Below are 18,328 nucleotides of genomic sequence, written 5' to 3'. Positions count from 1 at the left end.
ATCGCCCCCGCCGGCAAGCCGTGCTGCTACGATGCCGTCACCGATCAGGCGTTCTGCAAAATACCTTTCCCGCTCAACCGTGCACGGTCATGCGCACCGCTGAAATCCTGCTCCGGCCCCTTTGGCACCACACCCGTCGGGTTGATGGTCGCGTGGCTGGCGTAGTAATGGTGCTTGATGTGCGTGAAGTCGACCGTCTCGGCAACCCCCGGCAGCTGATACATCTCGCGCACCCAGTTGCTCAGGTTCGGGTAGTCGGCGATGCGGCGCAGGTTGCACTTGAAGTGGCCGTGGTACACCGCGTCGAAACGAATCAGCGTGGTGAACAGGCGCACATCGGCTTCGGTGAGGTATTCACCTGCCAGGTAGCGCTTCTCGCCCAGCAGTTGTTCCAAGGCGTCGAGTTCGGCGAAGACTTCGTCGAAAGCCTCCTCGTAAGCACCTTGTGACGTGGCGAAACCCGCACGGTAAACACCGTTGTTCACCGCCGGATAGATGCGGTCGTTCAGACGATCGATTTCAGGGCGCAGGGCTTCAGGGTAAAGATCCAGGGTGTTGCCGGTCAGGCCATTGAATGCCGAGTTGAACATCCGGATGATTTCCGACGACTCGTTGCTGACGATGCGTTGCAGCTTCTTGTCCCACAGCACGGGCACGGTCACGCGGCCGGTGTAGTCGGCGGTGTCGGCCAGATAGCGCTCATACATGTAGGTGTGGCCGTCGAGCGCGTCGCCGGTGGAGCCGGTGCTCTTGTCGAAGGTCCAGCCGTGTTCGCGCATCAGCCAGCTGACCACGGACACATCGATCAGGTCTTCCAGGCCCTTGAGCTTGCGCACGATCAGCGTGCGATGGGCCCACGGACATGCCAGGGAAACGTAAAGGTGATAGCGGCCGGCCTCGGCCTTGAAGCCACCTTCGCCGGACGGGCCAGGGCGGCCGTCTGCGGTGACCCAGTTGCGGCGCTGGGCCTGTTCGCGTTGAAACGCCCCGTCTTTGCTGCTTTCGTACCACTGGTCCTGCCAGCGTCCTTCAACGAGAAGGCCCATGTCTGACTCCAAAAGTGTGTGCACTGTTGTGCGTTGGAGATCAGTCTAAAGAGAATCGTTCGAAGAAATAGCGCAAAGACTGGGGTGTAATAATCGACTAAATCGATCTGTTCCGGTTTGCCCAATACGCCTCGGCACGCTCGAACGCTTCAAGACGAGGCATCCCAAGGCCGCGCAAGGCTAGGGCGATGGTGGAAATCAGCGCCAGTTGCGGATAGCTGTCTTCGGCTTCGCCTTTCCAGATCGCGACCAGTTGCTGCGTGTCGAGGGTCGCTGGTTTCACATGGCGCCGCTCCGACAATGCAGGCCATTCCTCATCCCAGGCCTGGCCACCGGTGGTGCCGTAGAGGTGGCTGATGGTGTCCGGGTTGATCTCGACCTCCCCACCGTCGCCCTTGATCACGATGGCGTGGTCTCCCAGCAGCGTGCTTGCATCGCGATGCACCGCCTGGTAACCGGGGTGAAAGATGCTTTGCAACCCGCAACGGGCACCCAGCGGGTTGAGGATGCGCGCCAGTGAGTGGATCGGCGAGCGCAGGCCCAGGGTATTACGCAAATCGATCATGCGTTGCAGTTGCGGCGCCCAGTCACCCAGCGGGATGAAGGCCAGGTTGTGCTGCGCCAGCGCGTCGTCCACGGCCTGCCAGCCCCGGCACAGCGGAATGCCCAGCAGTTCCAGCAGTTGTTCGCTGTAGAGGCGGCCTGCAGTGTGCGCGCCACCGCCGTGCATCAGCACCTTCACGCCGTTTTGCGACAGGCATTTGGCGGCGAGCAGGTACCACGGCAGATGACGCTTCTTGCCGGCGTAGGTGGGCCAGTCGATGTCCACCGCCAGTTGCGGCGCATTCAGGCGTTCGCGCACCGCTTCGGTAAAACCGGCCAGCTCCTCGGCGCTTTCTTCCTTGTGCCGCAGCAGCATCAGGAAGGCGCCAAGTTGCGCGTCCTCCACCTTGCCATCGATCACCATGCCCATGGCCTGGCGGGCTTCTTCGCGGGTCATGTTGCGCGCACCGCGCTTGCCCTTGCCCAGGATGCGCACGAATTCGGCGAACGGATGCTCGGCAGGGGTTTGCAGGACGAGAGGGGCGTAGTCGGTCATAGGCAATTGGTCGGCTTTGGCAGGCCCGCCAGCTTGGCGGCAAGTTTGGCGGGAGTGCCGTTGAACAGGCGATTGAGGTGCAGGCTGTTGCCTTTTTCAGCGCCCAGCTTCAGGGCAGTGTACTTGACCAGCGGGCGGGTGGCCGGGGACAACTGGTACTCGGCATAGAACGCCCGCAGCACCTCGAGCACTTCCCAGTGTTCGGGCGTCAGGGTGATGTCCACCTCGCGCGCCAGCGCTTCGGCGACCTCGGCAGACCAGTCGTCGAGGTGTTCGAGGTTGCCGTCCTTGTCCAGGGCGATGCTGCGCCCGTTGACGTTGAGTGCGTTCATAGCCAGGTGTTGACCTTGTCATAGTGCACCGACAGCTCGACGAAACCCGGGTAATCGATAGCTTTCACCCAGTCGGGCAGTTCGATGTGGCGCGCACTGGCGTCTTCATCGAGCACGAACAGTTTCAGTTTGTCGGCCCGGGCGTCCAGCGCCTGGCGCGCGACCGTGGAGGCGTTCAGCGCGTAGGTCGCGTCGCCGCACAACAGAATGGCATCTTCGCCGCCCAGCACGCGCAGGCAAGTGTTCAGGCGCGAGTCGGCAAAAGGGGAGTGAGATAACACGTGCAAGGTCGACATCAGATCGTGATCACCTGGTCATAACGGTCAATGAGCGCGGCGATTTCATCATCCTGCAGGACGTTCAGCGGCTCGACATTCAGTGCCTCAGGCGACATTCCCCGTTCGGCAAGGCTGGTGCCGCAGGCGAACAGGTCTTCGACACCGAACATTTCCAGTGCTTGCAGGTTGGCGGTCAGGTCTTTCTGTTGCAAGGCCTTGGCGTTCTGCGAGGGCAGCAATTGCAACACGCCGTCATCCAGGAACAGCATGCCCAGCGGCAGATCGAACGCGCCGCCTGCCAATGCAATATCCAGGGCTTCGCGAGCGCTGGGGCCGGACCACGGGGCTTGGCGGCTGATGATGAGCAAAGACTTGGCCATCTCAAGGCCCTCCAAAGCAGATCAGGCGATCAGCGGCTTGCACCGCATCGTGTAACTGCCCCAACCCCGACAGCTCCCAGGGCGCCGCGATACTGGCCGCCGTTCGCGAGTAGCGCCGGGCTTCTTCTTCGTTCAGCACGCCACGGCGCAGGGCCGCTGCAATGCACACCACACCATCAAGTTGACTGCTCGTCACGAACTCACGCCACTGGGCCGGCACATCGAGTTCGTCCTGGGGCGTGACCACTGTAGATGACGCGCTGTGCACGCCGTCCTGATAGAAGAACAGCCGCACAATCTCATGCCCGGCCGCCAGTGCAGCCTGGGCGAACAGCAGGGCACGGCGCGAGGAGGGCGCGTGAGCGGGCGAATACAGGGCGATGGCGAACTTCATGAGCGGCTCTGTCAGCGGACGTTGCGAGGAACAATGGCCGCCATGATAAAGAATTCACGAACCCGAGACAGCAAAAAGCCCGCCGAAGCGGGCTTTTTGTTCAAGCTGGCAGAGGATCAGTCCTTGCTGCTGCCCATGATGCCGAAGATCTGCAACAGGCTGATGAACAGGTTGTAGATCGATACATACAGGCTGATGGTGGCCATGATGTAGTTGCGCTCACCGCCGTGGATGATGGCGCTGGTCTGGAACAGGATGCACACCGACGAGAACAGCACGAAACCTGCGCTGATCGCCAGTTGCAGACCGCTGATCTGGAAGAACATGCTCGCCAGCACCGCCGCCAGCAGCACGAAGAAGCCTGCGGTGATGAAGCCGCCCAGGAAGCTCATGTCCTTGCGGGTGATCAGCACGTAGGCCGACAGACCACCGAACACCAGAGCCGTCATGGCGAACGCCGAGGAAACGATTTCAGCGCCGCCCTGCATGCCCAGGTAGCGGTTGAGGATCGGGCCGAGGATGAAACCCATGAAGCCGGTCAGCGCAAACGCCGACACCAGGCCCCAGGCCGAATCGCGCAGCTTGTTGGTCAGGAAGAACAGACCGTAGAAGCCGATCAGCACCACGAAGACGTTCGGGTAGCGCACGTTCATCTGCTGTGCGACGAACGCCATGATGCCGCTGAAAGCGAGGGTCAGGGCCAGAAGGCCGTATGTGTTGCGCAGGACGCGGCTAACCTCTAGCTGCTCGACCTGCACGCGGTTGTTGACTGCGTAATCCTGTTCGCGCATGGCGCTACTCCTGATGGTTTGAAATCTAACGTTGCAAAGATCATAACAGAGCCACAGGTGCAGGCGAGCCAGAGAGTTTGACAGCTTGTTTCATTACGGTATTATGGCGCCCGCAACGCAATGGAGGTGTGGCCGAGTGGTTTAAGGCAGCAGTCTTGAAAACTGCCGACTGTAACAGGTCCCTGAGTTCTTATCTTAGGTACATCCTGACTGCACGCTTCACGCCTCAGCATCGTAGCACTCGGGAAATTGGCAGAGTGGTTGAATGCACCGGTCTTGAAAACCGGCGAACGTTAATAGCGTTCCCAGGGTTCGAATCCCTGGTTTCCCGCCACACTCAGTAAAATCAGGGCTTAGAGCGATCTAAGCCCTTTTTTGTGTCTAGCCATTTCTCACACCCTGCAGGCGCGTCCATGCTACTGAGGCCTAGAGTCAGCAGTATGCAGCCCGCCAGTTGCAAGCTACTGCACTCTACTGCGCACAGGTAAGCCTTGAGGTCTTCAACTGCACACTTGAGAAAAGCCTTATTTCATGGGCTTTCATCGATATTGCGCCTGCTGTGAGCAGTCTGACCATCTGACCTGACTACCTATTGCCACGTCCGAGTGTCTTCCATTTTTAGAGCTAAACTCCTCCGACGGCTTCGCTCGGAGTAACCTCTTCCGCTTGCCCGCCAGACACCGACTATCAGCCTCGTTCTTTTTGAGAGCCGATCATCTCCAAGGTCGGAATGGTTTGACCAAGGACGAGATCATCAACGGCGATCACAACCATAAACGTCTGATCCACGATAAAACTTGGGGACGTAAGATCCGTGAGATGCTCGCGTACGCTTGACGGTCTTCGTCCCTTTCTCGTGCAGACCGGATAGATATCCCGCAAAAACTCGGCCTTGGGTGCTTGATGACTGCCGGTTAGCGAGAGGTGGGCGTATTCGTCCAATCACATCGCTTGCGGTGGGATTAGCTGGGTGCCGGCGACGTTCACCGTTGGGTTAATTGAGCATCTGGTTGCGATTCAACCTTAATATCTTCAAGCATCGCTGACCTCACTTGGAAAGGATTCTATTTTGAAGCTTCAGTTCGTTCGCATCTGTGGTTTTCAGTCGTTTGGTGCAGAACCAGAAATCGTTGATCTGTCTGACCTCACATTCCTGATCGGGCCCAATGGCTCCGGCAAGACCGCAACTCTCCAGGCGCTTTGCCGCCTGTTTTCGTTTGATCCCAATCAGCGGCGACTCCGTAAATCGGATTTCTTCGTCCCACACGATGAGACGCAAGCTCCAGATCAGCGAGCGCTGTGGATCGAGACTGAGTTCACCTTTCCAGAGCTCAGCGACGACGAGAACGAACACCCGACGATCCCAACGCACTTTGGGCACATGCGCCTCGATACCCTGGATGGTGTGCCCCGGGTAAGGTACCGCCTGGACGCGACCATTGGCATTGACGATGAAATCGAGCAGAGCCTCGTATATGTCTTGGACGTGGATGAGGATGACAAGCCGGTCGATACCGCCCCGGTGCCCAGGGACGAGCGGAACTTCATCCAGGTTCACTATCTCCCGGCTCGCCGAGATCCGGCTGACCACATCGCCTATGGCGCGAACGCCTTGCTGGGACGTCTGCTGCGAGCCGTGAATTGGACGGAGCAGCGCGAGACCATCCAGCAGCTCACTACGGATATCTCCCAGAGCCTGACTCAGAATGAATCGGTACTCAGCCTCAGTGCCGGCCTGACCAAGACTTGGAATGAGCTTCATAAGGGCCAGTTCTTCACGCAGCCGAGCGTGACCTTCATGGCCAACGAGATCGAGTCGCTGCTGCGCCATCTTTCGGTGTCCTTCTCCCCAGGTCATGGCGAGCAACTGGTCGATTTCTCACGGCTGAGTGATGGCCAAAAATCGATGCTGTATCTCTCGCTGGTTTTGTCGTCCCAGGCTGTCGGGCGCGCGGTGCTGCACGGGAATGACGACTCCTTTGATGCTGAGAAGCTGCGCCCTGCGGTGTTCACCATCGTGGCCCTTGAAGAGCCAGAGAACAGCCTGTCGCCTCATTACTTGGGGCGAATCGTGTCATCCCTCAAAGGGTTGGTTGGCGACTCCAAATTCGCCGACTCCCAGGCTCTGATTGCGACTCACGCGCCTTCGATGCTCCGGCGCGTAGACCCTTCAGCCATCAGGTACCTGAGGCTGGACGAGTCTCGCTGCACCGTGGTGACGAAAATTCAAATGCCGCCCAATGAGACGGGGGAGGCCTACAAGTTTGTGAGGGAGGCTGTGCAGGCCTATCCAGAGGTCTATTTTTCCCGCCTGGTCATCTTGGGGGAGGGCGACAGTGAGGAGATAGTCCTGCCCCGGCTGCTGGCTGCCAAGGGGCTGATGGTCGACGAGGCGGCCATCACCATTGCTCCTCTGGGTGGTCGCCATGTTAACCATTTCTGGAAACTATTGAGTGGGCTCAAGATTCCCTACATCACCCTATTGGATCTGGACGTTGCCCGCTTTGGCGGGGGATGGGGGCGTATCAAATACGTCGCGACGGAGATGAAAAAGCATCGGCCAAGTGATCTGTACCTGACAGACGATCAGCTCAAAAATTTACCCGCATGGAACCATCCGATCCATGGAATCTTGAAGGTTGAGAAGGATCCGCAATACAAATCTTACATTGCCGAATTAGAGCCCTTGGGCGTATTTTTTTCCGCGCCGATGGATCTGGATTTTTCGATGCTCAGGGCTTATCCGCTTGCGTACGGTATGGCACCTGAAGACCTGGTTGTTCCGAAGCAGGGGCAGACCAAGTCCGTGCTGGGTGATAGTCATCATGATCGTTTCCAATATTCATTGATCGAGCGAAAGCATTTTGTCGTGTACCACAAGCGCTTCAAGCTGGACAGCAAGCCCAAGTCGCATATCGAAGCGCTTTCCAACCTGACAAATGATCAGCTGATAGCCAAGATGCCTGCGTCCCTCAATCGTCTAGCAGATTTCGTGATCGCCAAGATCGAAGGGCTGTCGGAATGATTTCGCCGGAGGATTGGAAGCCCTCCGAAGGCATTGTTTTGGAGCCAAATGCGGAGGCAGCGGTCAGGGAGGTCAAACGGTGCGTGGCGCTGACTGCAGGCCCGGGCGCCGGTAAGTCTGAACTGCTTGCCCAGCGCGCTGACTTTTTGCTGACCACGGGGGCATGCCGTTACCCGAAGAGGATATTGGCCATCGCCTTCAAGGTGGATGCGAGCAATAACCTCAAGGAGCGGGTTTGGCGGCGGTGCGGGCCCGACTATGCGAGCCGGTTCGACAGCTACACCTTCCATGGTTTCGCGAAGAGGATTATCGAGCGATTTCGCCCTGTTCTCACCGGTGACGATGCGCTAGATGCGGGCTTTCGAGTGGTACCGAAGGGGAAGGCACATCCTGTCCAGACCGAATTCGGGTTACTGATCCCATTGGCCCTGAAAATCCTGGACGTCTATCCCATGGCCGTGAATGCCATCAGACAGACCTATAGTGACGTCTTCCTCGATGAGTTTCAGGACTGCACGGACGAGCAGTACGCGCTGGTCAGCAAGATTTTTGGCGGTACGGCGCGCCGGGTCACTGCGGTCGGGGATGTGAAACAGAAAATCATGGGCTGGGCCGGCGCGCTCGACGGCGTATTCGGAAAGTTTGAAGCGGATTTTGCAGCCACACATCTCAATCTCTACCGCAATTTTCGCTCGCAACCTCAGCTTCTCAGGCTGCAGAACGACCTCATAAAGGTGCTCGATCCAGGCTCTGAAATGCCCGCAGAACTCTTGGGCGGAGAGGGCGGCGAGATCCTGCTTCAGTCTTTCAATGACTGTACTGACGAGGCGGTCAGCCTTGCCGATCAAATCAATATCTGGATCAACATAGAGGGCGTTGCGCCCTCCAAAATTGCGGTACTGCTCAGGAGCTATCCCGAGGCCTATACAGCCCGTTTAACCGCCGCTCTCGATGAGCTGGGTATTGCCTACCGCAACGAGAACCAGATGCAGGACATCACCACCGAGCCCGTAGCCTCGGTCGTTGTGGACTTTCTGCTGTGCCTCTATGGTTCGCGCGAGCCGAAAGCCTGGACGCGGTTGCTGCGACGGATCATTCCAGCCGATGACGACGACCACGGCGGCTCCGTGCGAAACGATTGGAACCGATTTATCAAGGAGGCACGCAAGACTGCTGCTGAGGATCTCGCCGCGAAGAACTACGCCCAGAGGTGGACGCTGCTGAAAGAGTTTCTGTCGATGGTGGGTGTGAGCCTGCTGACGGGCCTCTCACCGGATTACGAGGCGCGTGATCGCTTGAAAGAGATTATCCGCGATCTCAAGAAATACATTGACGCGGCAATGGTGCAGGAGCCTGACCTGCTAAAGGCGCTAGCTCAACTGTCTGATGACCAGTCAATCCGGATTCTGACGGTGCACAAGAGCAAGGGCCTGGAGTTTGATTCGGTCATCTTACTTGGCGTCGAGGAGGAGGCCTATTGGGGCAGGGACACCCATGAAGTCCGTTGTACATTCTTCGTCGGTATCTCGCGGGCCGAGAGGCGCCTGGTCGTCACCACGGCTCAGACCAGGGACAAGCTTGCTGATATCAGCAGCTGGCGTATCGGGCGCAGGCCCCATGCAGAATTTCTTGGCTACGTTCAGACTTGGCAAACACCATGACCGTGAATAAATCAAAGGATCGCGCGCAGTCCACGATCTGGCAGCTTCCTGCCAATTTCCCCCTGGATGACCTCACGGAAGTTGCCGCTCTGCTGGAAGCCGCTGACATTCTCGTCCCAGGCTACGGTGTACCTGACGTCGGTATGTATCACCCAGCAGGGCACCTATACGCAAACAGCCAGGGCGTTACGACCTGGATATTGCCGGATCGCAATGTGGCTTCGCGCATCGCCCAACTAGCGAAAGGGCGTGAAACAGCAGGTGATCGGCAGCTCTGTCTCTGCGCCGGATTACTCGGTTTCGCGCAGGTAATGGGTATCCAGTTTGAGGCGAGTGTTTCCTACCATGAACTTGCCCATAACCTTGGCAATGAGGTCGCACAGGAGGAGCTTGGATGGTTTCGAGCTGCTGATAAGGCTCCTTTCCAAGATATGCTCAACGTGGCGCTTGGGCGTTCAAATGGTGTCTCTGGATCGTATACGCCTCAAATCGTGGCAATTGAGGACATGGCGCGACCGATCTTCCGCTGGAACCGCAACTACATTGTTGCCCTGAAAATCCTCGAATTGGATCTCGGAGCAGGGCGCGCGTTGATAAGGCGCTTCGTCTGCTGGACTGGATGGCAGATAGATTGATCTTCGCTGGGCCGGCCATGATGCTTGCCAGCATTTATCTTGGAACCCATTCCCCGTCGAAGAAGAAGGTCTTCAAGAATAAGGGCTCTGCCGACCGAGCTGCTGCCATTGCTGGTGTAAAAAACGCAGCTTGGGACATCACTCATCTGAGCGATTTCGTTAAGCGGGTCAACGAGAGTCATGCCGATGACTCAAACCAATACCTGTTTGCCACTTTCGACGCTCATCTGATGAAGACCGCACGTTTCCTGATGCACGTGGGTCTTGAAGGCACACCCACCAGCGCGATGGCAGAGGGGCTTTCCCAATGGTGGGGTGAGCAAGACGCTTGTGTCATCGCTGACGCTATCACCGCTCACGTGAAGCGCATCCATGCTCCCGATCATGAGCCCCGGACATCCACGGATCCGGAATTTATTCCCAAGTTGATTGCGGAAGGTGAGCGGCGTGTGATCGAAGCCATCTAAATCTGGATGGTTCTTAAATCCTCCGTTCAGCCTGGAGATAATCTGATGATTGATAGATCTGGCAGTGAAGCCTCAGTTTGATATTATTGGTGATATCAAGTTGCTATCTAGAGAAAATAAACGATGGATAAACGGATCGAGCACCTGCTGAAGTCCAGCCTCATTCTTGAACATGAGGTGGCGGCTATCATTGCTGAATGTGGATTCCACAATCAGGGTGAGTTTTCTTATAGTCGAGCCAATGAAAGTGGGGAGGACACTGATTTTTCCGTGGATTTGCTGGCAATCGCTTCCGCTGGTACGGGAGCGACGCTGGGAGAACTAGTAAGTTTAGGACTTTTAATAGAATGCAAGTACGCTTCGCCTTCTGTTGAGTGGGTGTTCTCAAAAGTTGCTCGTCATGAGCCAGAGGTTCTTTCTACGTTATCCGTTTTTAACTGGCTGGGCCCTTATATGGCGACGGATCTTTCCAGTCTGAATACATTGGAGTCCAGGATTTATTGCAACAGAGGTGTGTCGTTATCCAGTACCACGGCTGACCCTCAAAAGATTCGGCATGGACTTCAGCAATTAAGATATGCCCTGCCTCACGCACTGCATTCGCACTATTCGGTGTTTAAAGGGAATGATGAAGGCTTGCCTATCCCGGTATTGGGATCGCTTTTGGTTACAAATGCACCTATTAGAGTGCTGAATGATGACGTTTCATTGTCGCAGGCAGCATCTTGCCAATCGTTGGATATGTTGACGACAGTGCATTCACATATCAGCGTCTATCAAAGAGCTTCTCCGGAGCTGAAATTGGCGTGCCAGAGAATTGCCAAAGTTATCAGCGAAACGCTTGAGCGCCCAGCCATCCGGAATATCGAAAGCTCACTGACAGATACACTAATTGACAGCATCGAGTCGGTAACAGTGATTTCTTTAGACGCCTTGCCAGCCTATCTGAACAAAGCTCGTGATGCTGTGCAGAACCTAAAAGTAATGAGCAGGGGCGATTTCGTAGAGCGTTACAGGAAATTGAGCACTGCTGATAAATGATTGTTCGGTCAGTACTCGGTAGCACCGAGGACTGTAGCAGCCTCCCTCTGAAAGGGGGCGACCTACGCGAGATTGCCACACAGAGGGATGATCACCTCTGACGGTTTTTACTTGGGAAGAAGCCTCAACGTCTGTCAGCTCAGGGCGCTGCTCAATTCTTCCCGCTGATCAGCAGCAGGCCTAGCTTTTTACCCAGTACTTATCCACGGTCGATCGACTGATACCCAACTGGCGCACGACCATCATCTTCGCAAGCCCTTCAGCCTGGAGTTTCCGGACAGCCCCCATGGTTTCGTCCGCGCGCTTGCCGCGCACACCCCTCACCGCCGATTCCTGAGGCGAGCTCACCAGCCCACCCGAGCCAATGAGGCGATCAACCTGGACATCCCACGAAGCTTTGTAGTCGTCCAGATCAACTCCACGCAGGCGAGCCTCCACTACCAGGAGCACTTGGCTGGTAGGAATTCCAAACAGCTCACAAAGGGAATGCAGCTTGATGGCCGTTATGGCTTGCTGGCCCTGTTCAACCTTGGCCAGGTGAGGCCGGCTTAATACCTCGGCGCAGGCTTCGCGCGTTAGCCCTGCAGCGACCCGAAGCTCGCGCAACACCTGGCCCAACGTCGGCTGAAATTCCATCTTTTGGATGTGCTCACAAAAGAAAAGAATGAAGCCACGCTTTGACGCCCAGCATCGTCAGCGTATACCATTCATTAAGAATGCATTCCCAGTTTTCAATATACGGTAAAAAGACTCATGCGACTCCTTGCGATGTCGGATCTGCACGTCGAGTTCGAGCCCGTTGAGCTGCCCGATCCTTCCCTTTATGACGTTGCGATTCTGGCTGGCGACATCAACATCAAAGGGCGAAGTTCCGACTGGGCTGGCGAGCACTTTTCGAAGCCGACGATTCTTGTCGCCGGCAACCATGAGTTCTACAAATCGAGCTGGGACAAAACGCTTGATCGATTGAATTCGCCCAGTGCTTCAAACGTGCATTTCTTGGAGCAGCGCACGCTGACCCTGGATGGTGTCCGCTTTGTGGGGTGCACAGGATGGGCGGATTTTGAAGGCACGGGCAACGCGCCCCTGGCGATGTTGGAGGCCCGTGCGCTCATGAATGACTACAAGGTGATCCGGGTCGAGCCGCAGTATCGAACGCTGGTGCCCCAGCAAACCCGAAGAGTTGCCCAGCAGTCGCGTGAATGGCTGCGCAGGGAGTTGGAGCAACCGTTCGATGGCAAGACGGTGGTGATCACGCATTTTCCACCACTGATGCATTTCGTCCCTGACTACGGCAAGCATCCGCATCTGCGTGCTGCTTATGGCAACAATTGGCAAGAGTTCCTGGATATGAAAATCGACCTGTGGGTTTTTGGGCACACTCATGTGCCGGTGGACGAAACCATCAATGGCATCAGGTTCTTGTCCAACCCGAGAGGTTATCCAGGTGAAGAAGTGAGTTTCGACAACCAGTGCGTGATCACGCTTTGAGTAACTGGCGATCGCCGAACAGAGGTTTTTAAAGTGCATTTTCCAGCCAAGCTGATACAGGCCACGAAGCTCACCTTCGAAGGCCAGATCAGCGGTTATTTGCTCGATGCCCGCCCAGCAGGTGCTGGCTTCAAGGGTGCAATGTTTTTCGACATCCACCAGCGATCGGGCAACGGCGACACAGTTATCACCGACGACATAGCGACCATGGATGAGGATCAGGGTTATTCAATCGCAGTCACCGTCAGCGGTGAGCGGTATGTGATCGTCAGCTTCCTTTTGTTCATGGTTGAAGAGGTCGATGGCGTGGAGCAGACCGTGATTTATTCGATGACGCGAGACGGCACTGCCTCGAACCCATAGCCCCCACCTGAGAGCAAAAAACACCGATTCTTAAAAGCCAAAGCCAAAGCCAAAGCCAAAGCCAAAGCCAAAGCCACAGCCAGAGCCAGAGCCCAAGAAAGACCCAACCCCGCCATTTATGGAAAAGGAAAATCCATGTCGGACATTGATGTGCAGCAGATGATCGGCCCGAGCTCCGTTATGCAGGGCGCAGATATCGAGCTTGAAGAAGCCATCCGGGTCACCCAGGAAAAATTCCCCGATCGCAGCTTTTGCATTGTTGACGAATGGGTTTGGCTCGATCTGGATGCTCCTGACCTTGTCGTCGAGGAGCTTGCTTTGGAGGGTATGCAGCCAATCATGCTGCTGGTCTTCAATGTGCTATTCGATAGCTCTACGAATTCCAAGTTCCATTGGTTTCGCTCGACACCTTTGGTGCGTTTCACCGATGACATGTTTTTTCAGACGCACAACAAGTTGTATGTCCTGCTGGGGCATGGCCGGCGCAAGTCGATGTCCCTTTCGGCTGTCGTGCGCCAGTTCTGACTATTTGAGGTGAGCCATGGCAACAGCCGCAAGCAACGAGTCACCAGCGACTCCAACGCCGTGATCAGCGGCGTCGTCTTCGATGCGTTCGGTACCATAGTGCGCATCAGCCGGCGGACGAACCCGTACCGCGAGTTGATTCGTGAGGGCCGGCGCCAAGGTGTCGAGCTAAAACCCGACAGCCTTCACATCGCGATGACGGCGAACCTGTCACTCGATGACATGGCTTTAACCCTTGGAGTGGCGTTGACGCCGTCGCGGCGCCAAGAGCTTTACCGCAGAATGGAGGTGGAGCTGTCTTCGATCGAGCCGTATGCGGATGCAATCGAAGCCATATCGCTCCTGAGTGCGGCAGGCATTAAAACCGGAATTTGCTCCAACCTTGCCGGCCCTTATGGCCCAAAAGTCCGAGAAATCTTCCCGCATATGGACGGTTACACTTTCAGTTTTGAAGCGGGGGTCATGAAACCCGATCCCGCTATTTACCGACTGATCTGCGACCAGATGGGCGTGGAGCCCGGCCACTATTTCAATGACACATCAGGCCGGGTGCTAATGATCGGAGATTCGCAACGGTGTGACCGCGATGGGCCTCGCGACGCAGGCGTTATGGGATTTCACCTGGATCGCTCAGGTCGCGGGAAAATTCAAGACCTCGTCCAGTTCGTTCGGATGGTGATCGATCGGAACACCCCTCAAGAAGCCTAACGCCTTGAGATAAGCCATGAGATCTACGACCCATCAAGCGGGATCAGAGGGGGCTTGGCCGGATACCTGTCCCGTTAATGTTCCCTGCCTGACCAATCTCTGCCGGGCATTAGCTGTCACCCTTTCGTGGATGTTGAGCGCCAGTTTTCTGCTGATCAGGTAACGCATCAGGCGAAAGGAAACGTACAGAAAAAGAACGGCCAGGAACCACCCTAACCAATGCTGGTTTTGGATGGCATCCTGTACATAATCCTCTCGATTGCCCAGAACCAGGTGACAAATGACCTGCTTGTCCCACTCTTCGGCGAGCGGCGCGATGGCGTTGGTGAAAAGGCAGTAGTCATCGCGCAGGTGCCAGCTACCACCGTCAACGAAGTATGAGCTGATCGGGTATCCGGCGCTGTATGCATGCCCTCCAGCCACCCAAAACAGGGTGTGGGTTTTCTTCACATACAACAATGCATAGTCCGACCAGGAAAACATGATCGCCCCGAAACCCAGAATCACCAATGCCGACGACCGCCAGATCAGATCAAGCTTCAGGTACCAATTTTTGGGGAAGATAAATTCGAGTCTGTTGGCATCAAAAAACGTCATTGACCGGGAAATTTCACCGACACTCAGATTGTGCCGATCCATCCAGGCGAACAGTTGATGCATCGCGCGTGACGAAGTCAGGTTCAAACCGAACCAAAGGTTGAGCCGTTGCATGTCCTCGAATGACTTCCAGTGCCTTTGCACGCGTTCATCATGGAATGCTTGGGCTCCGCCGATCAGGCTTTGGATTCGGTAAAACACGAAAAACAACGACCGGGTTCTCAGCAGCACGAATACCACGAGTGCGGCGAAGCCCAACAAAGGGGCGAATCGCTCAAAGAGATCTGCAGCCGCTGACAGCAACGAAAGGTATTTCTGATCCGGCATTGCAACATCCATGTGCTCAAAAACGCGCAGTTTACGCCGATGGGCGGCGCTTGCCGACTACAGGCGTTGGACGGAACGGGCCAGCGATCTCAGCCCAAAAGCCCGCGAAATCGATTCCTCTCATCGCCGAAAATCTCCCTTCGGTTTCGGTGATATCCCCCTTCGTGCTTGACCAACGCAGCGCGCGGTGAAAATCGACATACTCGTCGGGTAGGCCAATTACCCCGCATCGGCAGACTGACAAATGAGGTTGAGTGGTACCAGACACTTGCCTTGTTCTGCCACCGTCGCACTTCACAAACTCCTCTGGAGCGGGTGTGACGATGGCTTCGGGTTTGCCGATTAATAGCCTGTGACCTTAGGTGATGGACTCGCTGGTCTCCTCGTTGAGTCCATCACCTTTTTTTCTTCCGTGCTTCACGCGGCCTTGCGGCACATGGCCGGAAGTAGCCCTTCGCAAGCAGACTCACTTTTCCGGTGACTGTCTCAGCCACCTCATCTCGCCCGCATCCCGCATCCCGCCTCCTGAATCCCCATCAAGACCCGCCAACGTCTCTCGCTTTCTGTGCGAAGCATATCGATTTTAATGGCTTGTTTTCCTGAACAAACTGGATAGACCAGGCACCGCGTGACCGGTCTAATCGTCACGCTTTAGATGAGTTGCACCGGCACACGCCGGGGCTGCGGTAGACCCAAAGACCGTGGCTGAGCGGGCATCACTTACATCCACCTGATGTGCAATTCTCCGCGTCGCTAGAGCAGCGACCTCAGGGTGACATGCACAGTAGTAGCGCTGGCGATGCGCTTTTCACGGTTTGAGGGTAGGGCTGTGCCAGACAACAATAGATCTGCTGCTGACAATGTCAGCGTGATGGGCGTGCTGCCGTTCTCCCGGATTAACCTTCAGGGCGAGATCATCGATTGCAATGATGAGTACTTCGCTATGTGCGGCTATTCCCGCGACGAGGTCATGGGGAAGAACCAGCAACTGATCTTCGACAAGTCCATGCCAAGTGCACTGATGGAGGAGGGCTACAAGCAGTTGCGCGGTGGCAAGCCGTTTTGCGCGCCCATTCGTGGAAGGTCGAAGGAAGGCCAAACCTTCTGGTGTGAGGCGTACTTCATGCCACTGATCAAAGCGGGCAACATTTTTGCGTTCGGCGCGCTTTATCACCCGCTGAATCCCGTCGTGCAGCGCCGCGCGGAGAAGGTCTATAACCACCTAAGTCCCAGCGGTACCGGCAGCTTACTGCCACGTATTTCAGCGCTTTTCTCGTACCTGCCGGTGGTTGTTCTTGGACTGTCGACAGGCGTTGCGATGAGCGTCAAAGCCCTCGACCCAACCTGGGGTGGCGTACTTCTCATCGGGGTGGGATGGACGATTGCATCACAATGGGTTCGGGGCCGTAGCCGGGCGCACATCTTATCCACGAACCAAAAAGAGCTCGTGCCTTCGCCATTGTTGGCTGACGTGTATGTGGACAAGTCTCGTCATGGCGCAGTGCTAGAAGCAGCCCTTCACCAGTTGGGGGTCAGGATGCGCACGCTGGCAGGTCGGGCGCAGATCAATGCCAAGGTTCTCTTGGGTTATTCCAGCGACTCTCTGGGAATAACTCAGGCTCAGGTCGCCAGGCTCGAACGTCAGTTGGTGGAGACCGAAGAGTCGGCATCAGCTATGCAGCAGATGACTCTCACTATTCAGGAGCTCTCCAGGGGTCTTCAGGGTGCGGCAGATGCCGCGAGCGCTGCCGATCAGCTCGCCACTGACGGGGAGAGTGCTGCGATGCAAAGCAAATCTTCCACGGATCTTCTGGCCACGTGCGTTCGAGATATCGGCGACGAGGTGAGTGCTTTGGCCGATGCGGTTGAGTCCATCAGTGGCATCACCGACGCCATTCACGGGATTGCGGAGCAAACAAACCTACTTGCGCTGAATGCGGCGATCGAGGCTGCGCGGGCCGGTGATTCCGGGCGTGGGTTTGCTGTCGTTGCTGACGAGGTCAGAGCGCTCGCCTCACGAACCCGGGATGCTACAGGCCAGATCCAGGAGTCGATCATGTCGCTTCGGGAAGGCGGTCGTACGGCTATCAGTGCTGTAGAAAAAGGCGCCGCTGCGACCTCACGGGCGAACGATGACGTAGATGCGGTACGAACGGTTTTGCAGTCGATCGCTCGCCAGATCAATCACATCAGCATGACCAGTACGCAAATGGCTGCGGCTGTTGAGGAGCAGAGCGTGGTGGCTGAGGACATCAACCAGAAGACTACGCATATCGCTGGTCTTGCCAGCGAGAGTACGGCGCAAGCCAAAGTGAGTGATGAGATCGGCGGGAAGATAAGCCAGTTAGCCAATGCTCAGCTGGATCTGTCTGTTTTGTTCAGAGGTTAGGTGTACGTGGCCTCGTCACGATGAGGCCATTGTGATCCGCTCAATCGCAACTGGGGAAAGGCTCTTCAAGGCCAATAGCGTATCGGCTGCTCCAGCCTGGCTGAGTTGGGGGATTAAAAGTGGCCGTTGCAGGCTTGGCTGGCAGTCGATATCTTTGGCGTCGGGGCACCTCAAGAGAATCCCTATGGTTGAGTACGATTTACAGGAACAGCACAACGAACTGCCAGCGCACGCTGACGGTGTGCTCGATCCTGTCACCCAAGAGATCAAAATCGAGCTAGCGAGGCTTGAGCAAGAATGTGGCCCCGTGTTCGACATTCGCAAGGAGCACTTGAACCATTCGCTAGCCACTCTGCTTGCTGAGCGAGCGTTGGGGCAAGTCAGTGAGGAGAGAAAAGCGAGTTTCTACTGCCGCGTACTGAGGTTGCTCAATGCAGTAGACACTGCCATTGGCGTATATGGCTCAAATGCCGTTTTCTCTCGCCACCGCAAATTTCTTGCTGAGCTGATCGCCGACCTGCGCGAGCAGCGCCGCCAAGCCAGAGCTCTCATGGTTCGCGCAATGCGTGCCGTGTTTAACATTCCTCTCTTCCTGGATGGCCCTGAACTCAGCGGCTATCGCCACCGCCTGCGTTGATCCCCCCTTCGAAAGCTTTTTCCACCTCCAAATTCGAATGGGATTATTTTATGTCGCCTCTGAAAAGTCGCACCTGTCCGCAATGTTTTAGAAAACATGGGGCTGCTCAACGCTGCTTGTCCATACACCCTCCAGAGCCTCG

Annotated in this window: 20 protein-coding genes, 1 tRNA gene and 1 pseudogene; 13 read left to right on the top strand and 9 right to left on the bottom strand. The window is 56.3% G+C overall.

Going from position 1 to position 18,328, the window contains the following annotated elements:
- Positions 1–44 precede the first annotated feature (44 nt).
- From NPS29_RS11400 to NPS29_RS11370, 7 genes are all read right to left on the bottom strand, one after another.
- On the bottom strand, positions 45–1,046 hold the full coding sequence (locus NPS29_RS11400; RefSeq protein ID WP_274132639.1) for a glutathione S-transferase family protein: 1,002 nt from the start codon (positions 1,044–1,046) through the stop codon (positions 45–47).
- A gap of 97 nt (positions 1,047–1,143) precedes the next feature.
- Positions 1,144–2,145: a glycosyl transferase family protein gene (locus NPS29_RS11395; RefSeq protein ID WP_274132638.1), complete on the bottom strand. Its 1,002-nt coding sequence runs from the start codon at positions 2,143–2,145 to the stop codon at positions 1,144–1,146.
- Positions 2,142–2,477, bottom strand: a complete 336-nt coding sequence (locus NPS29_RS11390) for a TusE/DsrC/DsvC family sulfur relay protein (RefSeq protein ID WP_274132637.1) — start codon at positions 2,475–2,477, stop codon at positions 2,142–2,144. The genes NPS29_RS11395 and NPS29_RS11390 overlap by 4 nt, the downstream gene beginning before the upstream one ends.
- Complete coding sequence (tusB, locus tag NPS29_RS11385; protein ID WP_274132636.1) at positions 2,474–2,773, bottom strand: sulfurtransferase complex subunit TusB; 300 nt, start codon at positions 2,771–2,773, stop codon at positions 2,474–2,476. Before tusB ends, NPS29_RS11390 begins: the two co-directional genes overlap by 4 nt.
- Positions 2,773–3,135 (bottom strand): sulfurtransferase complex subunit TusC, encoded by a 363-nt coding sequence (gene tusC, locus NPS29_RS11380; protein WP_274132635.1) that lies wholly within the window; start codon positions 3,133–3,135, stop codon positions 2,773–2,775. The genes tusB and tusC overlap by 1 nt, the downstream gene beginning before the upstream one ends.
- Position 3,136: 1 nt before the next feature.
- Entirely contained in the window at positions 3,137–3,529 is a 393-nt protein-coding gene (tusD, locus tag NPS29_RS11375; protein WP_274132634.1) for a sulfurtransferase complex subunit TusD, read from the bottom strand.
- 116 nt (positions 3,530–3,645) lie between these two features.
- Positions 3,646–4,320: a Bax inhibitor-1/YccA family protein gene (locus NPS29_RS11370; RefSeq protein ID WP_166594835.1), complete on the bottom strand. Its 675-nt coding sequence runs from the start codon at positions 4,318–4,320 to the stop codon at positions 3,646–3,648.
- A 243-nt stretch (positions 4,321–4,563) separates the two neighbouring features.
- Between NPS29_RS11370 and NPS29_RS11365 the strand changes: the two genes are divergently transcribed.
- The 6 genes from NPS29_RS11365 to NPS29_RS11340 all read left to right on the top strand — a co-directional run bounded on the left by NPS29_RS11365 (position 4,564) and on the right by NPS29_RS11340 (position 11,149).
- Positions 4,564–4,654, top strand: a tRNA-Ser gene (locus tag NPS29_RS11365).
- Between the two features lie 735 nt (positions 4,655–5,389).
- Entirely contained in the window at positions 5,390–7,345 is a 1,956-nt protein-coding gene (locus tag NPS29_RS11360) for an ATP-dependent nuclease (protein WP_274132633.1), read from the top strand.
- Positions 7,342–9,006, top strand: coding sequence for an ATP-dependent helicase (locus tag NPS29_RS11355; protein WP_274132632.1), 1,665 nt, complete (start codon positions 7,342–7,344; stop codon positions 9,004–9,006). Before NPS29_RS11360 ends, NPS29_RS11355 begins: the two co-directional genes overlap by 4 nt.
- Positions 9,003–9,641, top strand: a complete 639-nt coding sequence (locus tag NPS29_RS11350) for a hypothetical protein (protein ID WP_274132631.1) — start codon at positions 9,003–9,005, stop codon at positions 9,639–9,641. Before NPS29_RS11355 ends, NPS29_RS11350 begins: the two co-directional genes overlap by 4 nt.
- A gap of 17 nt (positions 9,642–9,658) precedes the next feature.
- Positions 9,659–10,108 (top strand): hypothetical protein, encoded by a 450-nt coding sequence (locus NPS29_RS11345; RefSeq protein WP_274132630.1) that lies wholly within the window; start codon positions 9,659–9,661, stop codon positions 10,106–10,108.
- 123 nt (positions 10,109–10,231) lie between these two features.
- Positions 10,232–11,149: a hypothetical protein gene (locus NPS29_RS11340; protein ID WP_274132629.1), complete on the top strand. Its 918-nt coding sequence runs from the start codon at positions 10,232–10,234 to the stop codon at positions 11,147–11,149.
- A gap of 180 nt (positions 11,150–11,329) precedes the next feature.
- Here the strand turns inward: NPS29_RS11340 and NPS29_RS11335 are convergent, their stop codons facing one another.
- On the bottom strand, positions 11,330–11,785 hold the full coding sequence (locus tag NPS29_RS11335; RefSeq protein ID WP_274132628.1) for a transcriptional regulator: 456 nt from the start codon (positions 11,783–11,785) through the stop codon (positions 11,330–11,332).
- Between the two features lie 117 nt (positions 11,786–11,902).
- Here NPS29_RS11335 and NPS29_RS11330 point away from each other — a divergent pair, with 117 nt between their 5' ends.
- The 4 genes from NPS29_RS11330 (at position 11,903) to NPS29_RS11315 (ending at position 14,236) form a co-directional block, all read left to right on the top strand.
- The gene (locus NPS29_RS11330; protein ID WP_274132627.1) at positions 11,903–12,640 is read left to right on the top strand and encodes a metallophosphoesterase; all 738 of its coding nucleotides are present in this window, start codon (positions 11,903–11,905) and stop codon (positions 12,638–12,640) included.
- Positions 12,641–12,673: 33 nt separating this feature from the next.
- On the top strand, positions 12,674–13,003 hold the full coding sequence (locus NPS29_RS11325) for a hypothetical protein (protein ID WP_274132626.1): 330 nt from the start codon (positions 12,674–12,676) through the stop codon (positions 13,001–13,003).
- Between the two features lie 135 nt (positions 13,004–13,138).
- Entirely contained in the window at positions 13,139–13,528 is a 390-nt protein-coding gene (locus tag NPS29_RS11320) for a DUF6957 family protein (RefSeq protein ID WP_274132625.1), read from the top strand.
- Positions 13,529–13,537: 9 nt separating this feature from the next.
- Complete coding sequence (locus tag NPS29_RS11315; protein ID WP_337993888.1) at positions 13,538–14,236, top strand: HAD family hydrolase; 699 nt, start codon at positions 13,538–13,540, stop codon at positions 14,234–14,236.
- 33 nt (positions 14,237–14,269) lie between these two features.
- Here the strand turns inward: NPS29_RS11315 and NPS29_RS11310 are convergent, their stop codons facing one another.
- Positions 14,270–15,160 carry a DUF6216 family protein gene (locus NPS29_RS11310; protein ID WP_274132624.1) on the bottom strand — a complete coding sequence of 297 codons (891 nt, stop codon included), beginning with the start codon at positions 15,158–15,160 and terminating at the stop codon, positions 14,270–14,272.
- Positions 15,161–15,959: 799 nt separating this feature from the next.
- Here NPS29_RS11310 and NPS29_RS28860 point away from each other — a divergent pair.
- From NPS29_RS28860 to NPS29_RS11300, 3 genes and pseudogenes are all read left to right on the top strand, one after another.
- A pseudogene (locus tag NPS29_RS28860) lies at positions 15,960–16,301 on the top strand (PAS domain-containing protein); the annotation flags it as partial.
- Positions 16,284–17,549 carry a methyl-accepting chemotaxis protein gene (locus NPS29_RS11305; protein ID WP_425312488.1) on the top strand — a complete coding sequence of 422 codons (1,266 nt, stop codon included), beginning with the start codon at positions 16,284–16,286 and terminating at the stop codon, positions 17,547–17,549. The pseudogene NPS29_RS28860 and the gene NPS29_RS11305, both read left to right, overlap by 18 nt.
- Before the next feature lie 184 nt (positions 17,550–17,733).
- Positions 17,734–18,186, top strand: a complete 453-nt coding sequence (locus tag NPS29_RS11300; RefSeq protein WP_274132622.1) for a hypothetical protein — start codon at positions 17,734–17,736, stop codon at positions 18,184–18,186.
- Positions 18,187–18,328: the final 142 nt, after the last annotated feature.

Source organism: Pseudomonas putida (assembly GCF_028682175.1).
In the GTDB taxonomy this organism is placed as follows: Bacteria; Pseudomonadota; Gammaproteobacteria; order Pseudomonadales; family Pseudomonadaceae; genus Aquipseudomonas; species Aquipseudomonas putida_AD.
Note: the sequence above shows the minus strand (reverse complement) of the source record. Positions and strands in the feature narration are given on the sequence as shown.

What these genes read in the sequence shown, in the direction of transcription:
- NPS29_RS11400 (WP_274132639.1), bottom strand. Translation starts at nt 1,046, where the DNA reads ATGGGCCTTCTCGTTGAAGGACGCTGGCAGGACCAGTGGTACGAAAGC.
- NPS29_RS11395 (WP_274132638.1), bottom strand. Translation starts at nt 2,145, where the DNA reads ATGACCGACTACGCCCCTCTCGTCCTGCAAACCCCTGCCGAGCATCCG.
- NPS29_RS11390 (WP_274132637.1), bottom strand. Translation starts at nt 2,477, where the DNA reads ATGAACGCACTCAACGTCAACGGGCGCAGCATCGCCCTGGACAAGGAC.
- tusB (WP_274132636.1), bottom strand. Translation starts at nt 2,773, where the DNA reads ATGTCGACCTTGCACGTGTTATCTCACTCCCCTTTTGCCGACTCGCGC.
- tusC (WP_274132635.1), bottom strand. Translation starts at nt 3,135, where the DNA reads ATGGCCAAGTCTTTGCTCATCATCAGCCGCCAAGCCCCGTGGTCCGGC.
- tusD (WP_274132634.1), bottom strand. Translation starts at nt 3,529, where the DNA reads ATGAAGTTCGCCATCGCCCTGTATTCGCCCGCTCACGCGCCCTCCTCG.
- NPS29_RS11370 (WP_166594835.1), bottom strand. Translation starts at nt 4,320, where the DNA reads ATGCGCGAACAGGATTACGCAGTCAACAACCGCGTGCAGGTCGAGCAG.
- NPS29_RS11355 (WP_274132632.1), top strand. Translation starts at nt 7,342, where the DNA reads ATGATTTCGCCGGAGGATTGGAAGCCCTCCGAAGGCATTGTTTTGGAG.
- NPS29_RS11350 (WP_274132631.1), top strand. Translation starts at nt 9,003, where the DNA reads ATGACCGTGAATAAATCAAAGGATCGCGCGCAGTCCACGATCTGGCAG.
- NPS29_RS11345 (WP_274132630.1), top strand. Translation starts at nt 9,659, where the DNA reads ATGATGCTTGCCAGCATTTATCTTGGAACCCATTCCCCGTCGAAGAAG.
- NPS29_RS11340 (WP_274132629.1), top strand. Translation starts at nt 10,232, where the DNA reads ATGGATAAACGGATCGAGCACCTGCTGAAGTCCAGCCTCATTCTTGAA.
- NPS29_RS11335 (WP_274132628.1), bottom strand. Translation starts at nt 11,785, where the DNA reads ATGGAATTTCAGCCGACGTTGGGCCAGGTGTTGCGCGAGCTTCGGGTC.
- NPS29_RS11330 (WP_274132627.1), top strand. Translation starts at nt 11,903, where the DNA reads ATGCGACTCCTTGCGATGTCGGATCTGCACGTCGAGTTCGAGCCCGTT.
- NPS29_RS11320 (WP_274132625.1), top strand. Translation starts at nt 13,139, where the DNA reads ATGTCGGACATTGATGTGCAGCAGATGATCGGCCCGAGCTCCGTTATG.
- NPS29_RS11310 (WP_274132624.1), bottom strand. Translation starts at nt 15,160, where the DNA reads ATGCCGGATCAGAAATACCTTTCGTTGCTGTCAGCGGCTGCAGATCTC.
- NPS29_RS11305 (WP_425312488.1), top strand. Translation starts at nt 16,284, where the DNA reads ATGCCACTGATCAAAGCGGGCAACATTTTTGCGTTCGGCGCGCTTTAT.
- NPS29_RS11300 (WP_274132622.1), top strand. Translation starts at nt 17,734, where the DNA reads ATGGTTGAGTACGATTTACAGGAACAGCACAACGAACTGCCAGCGCAC.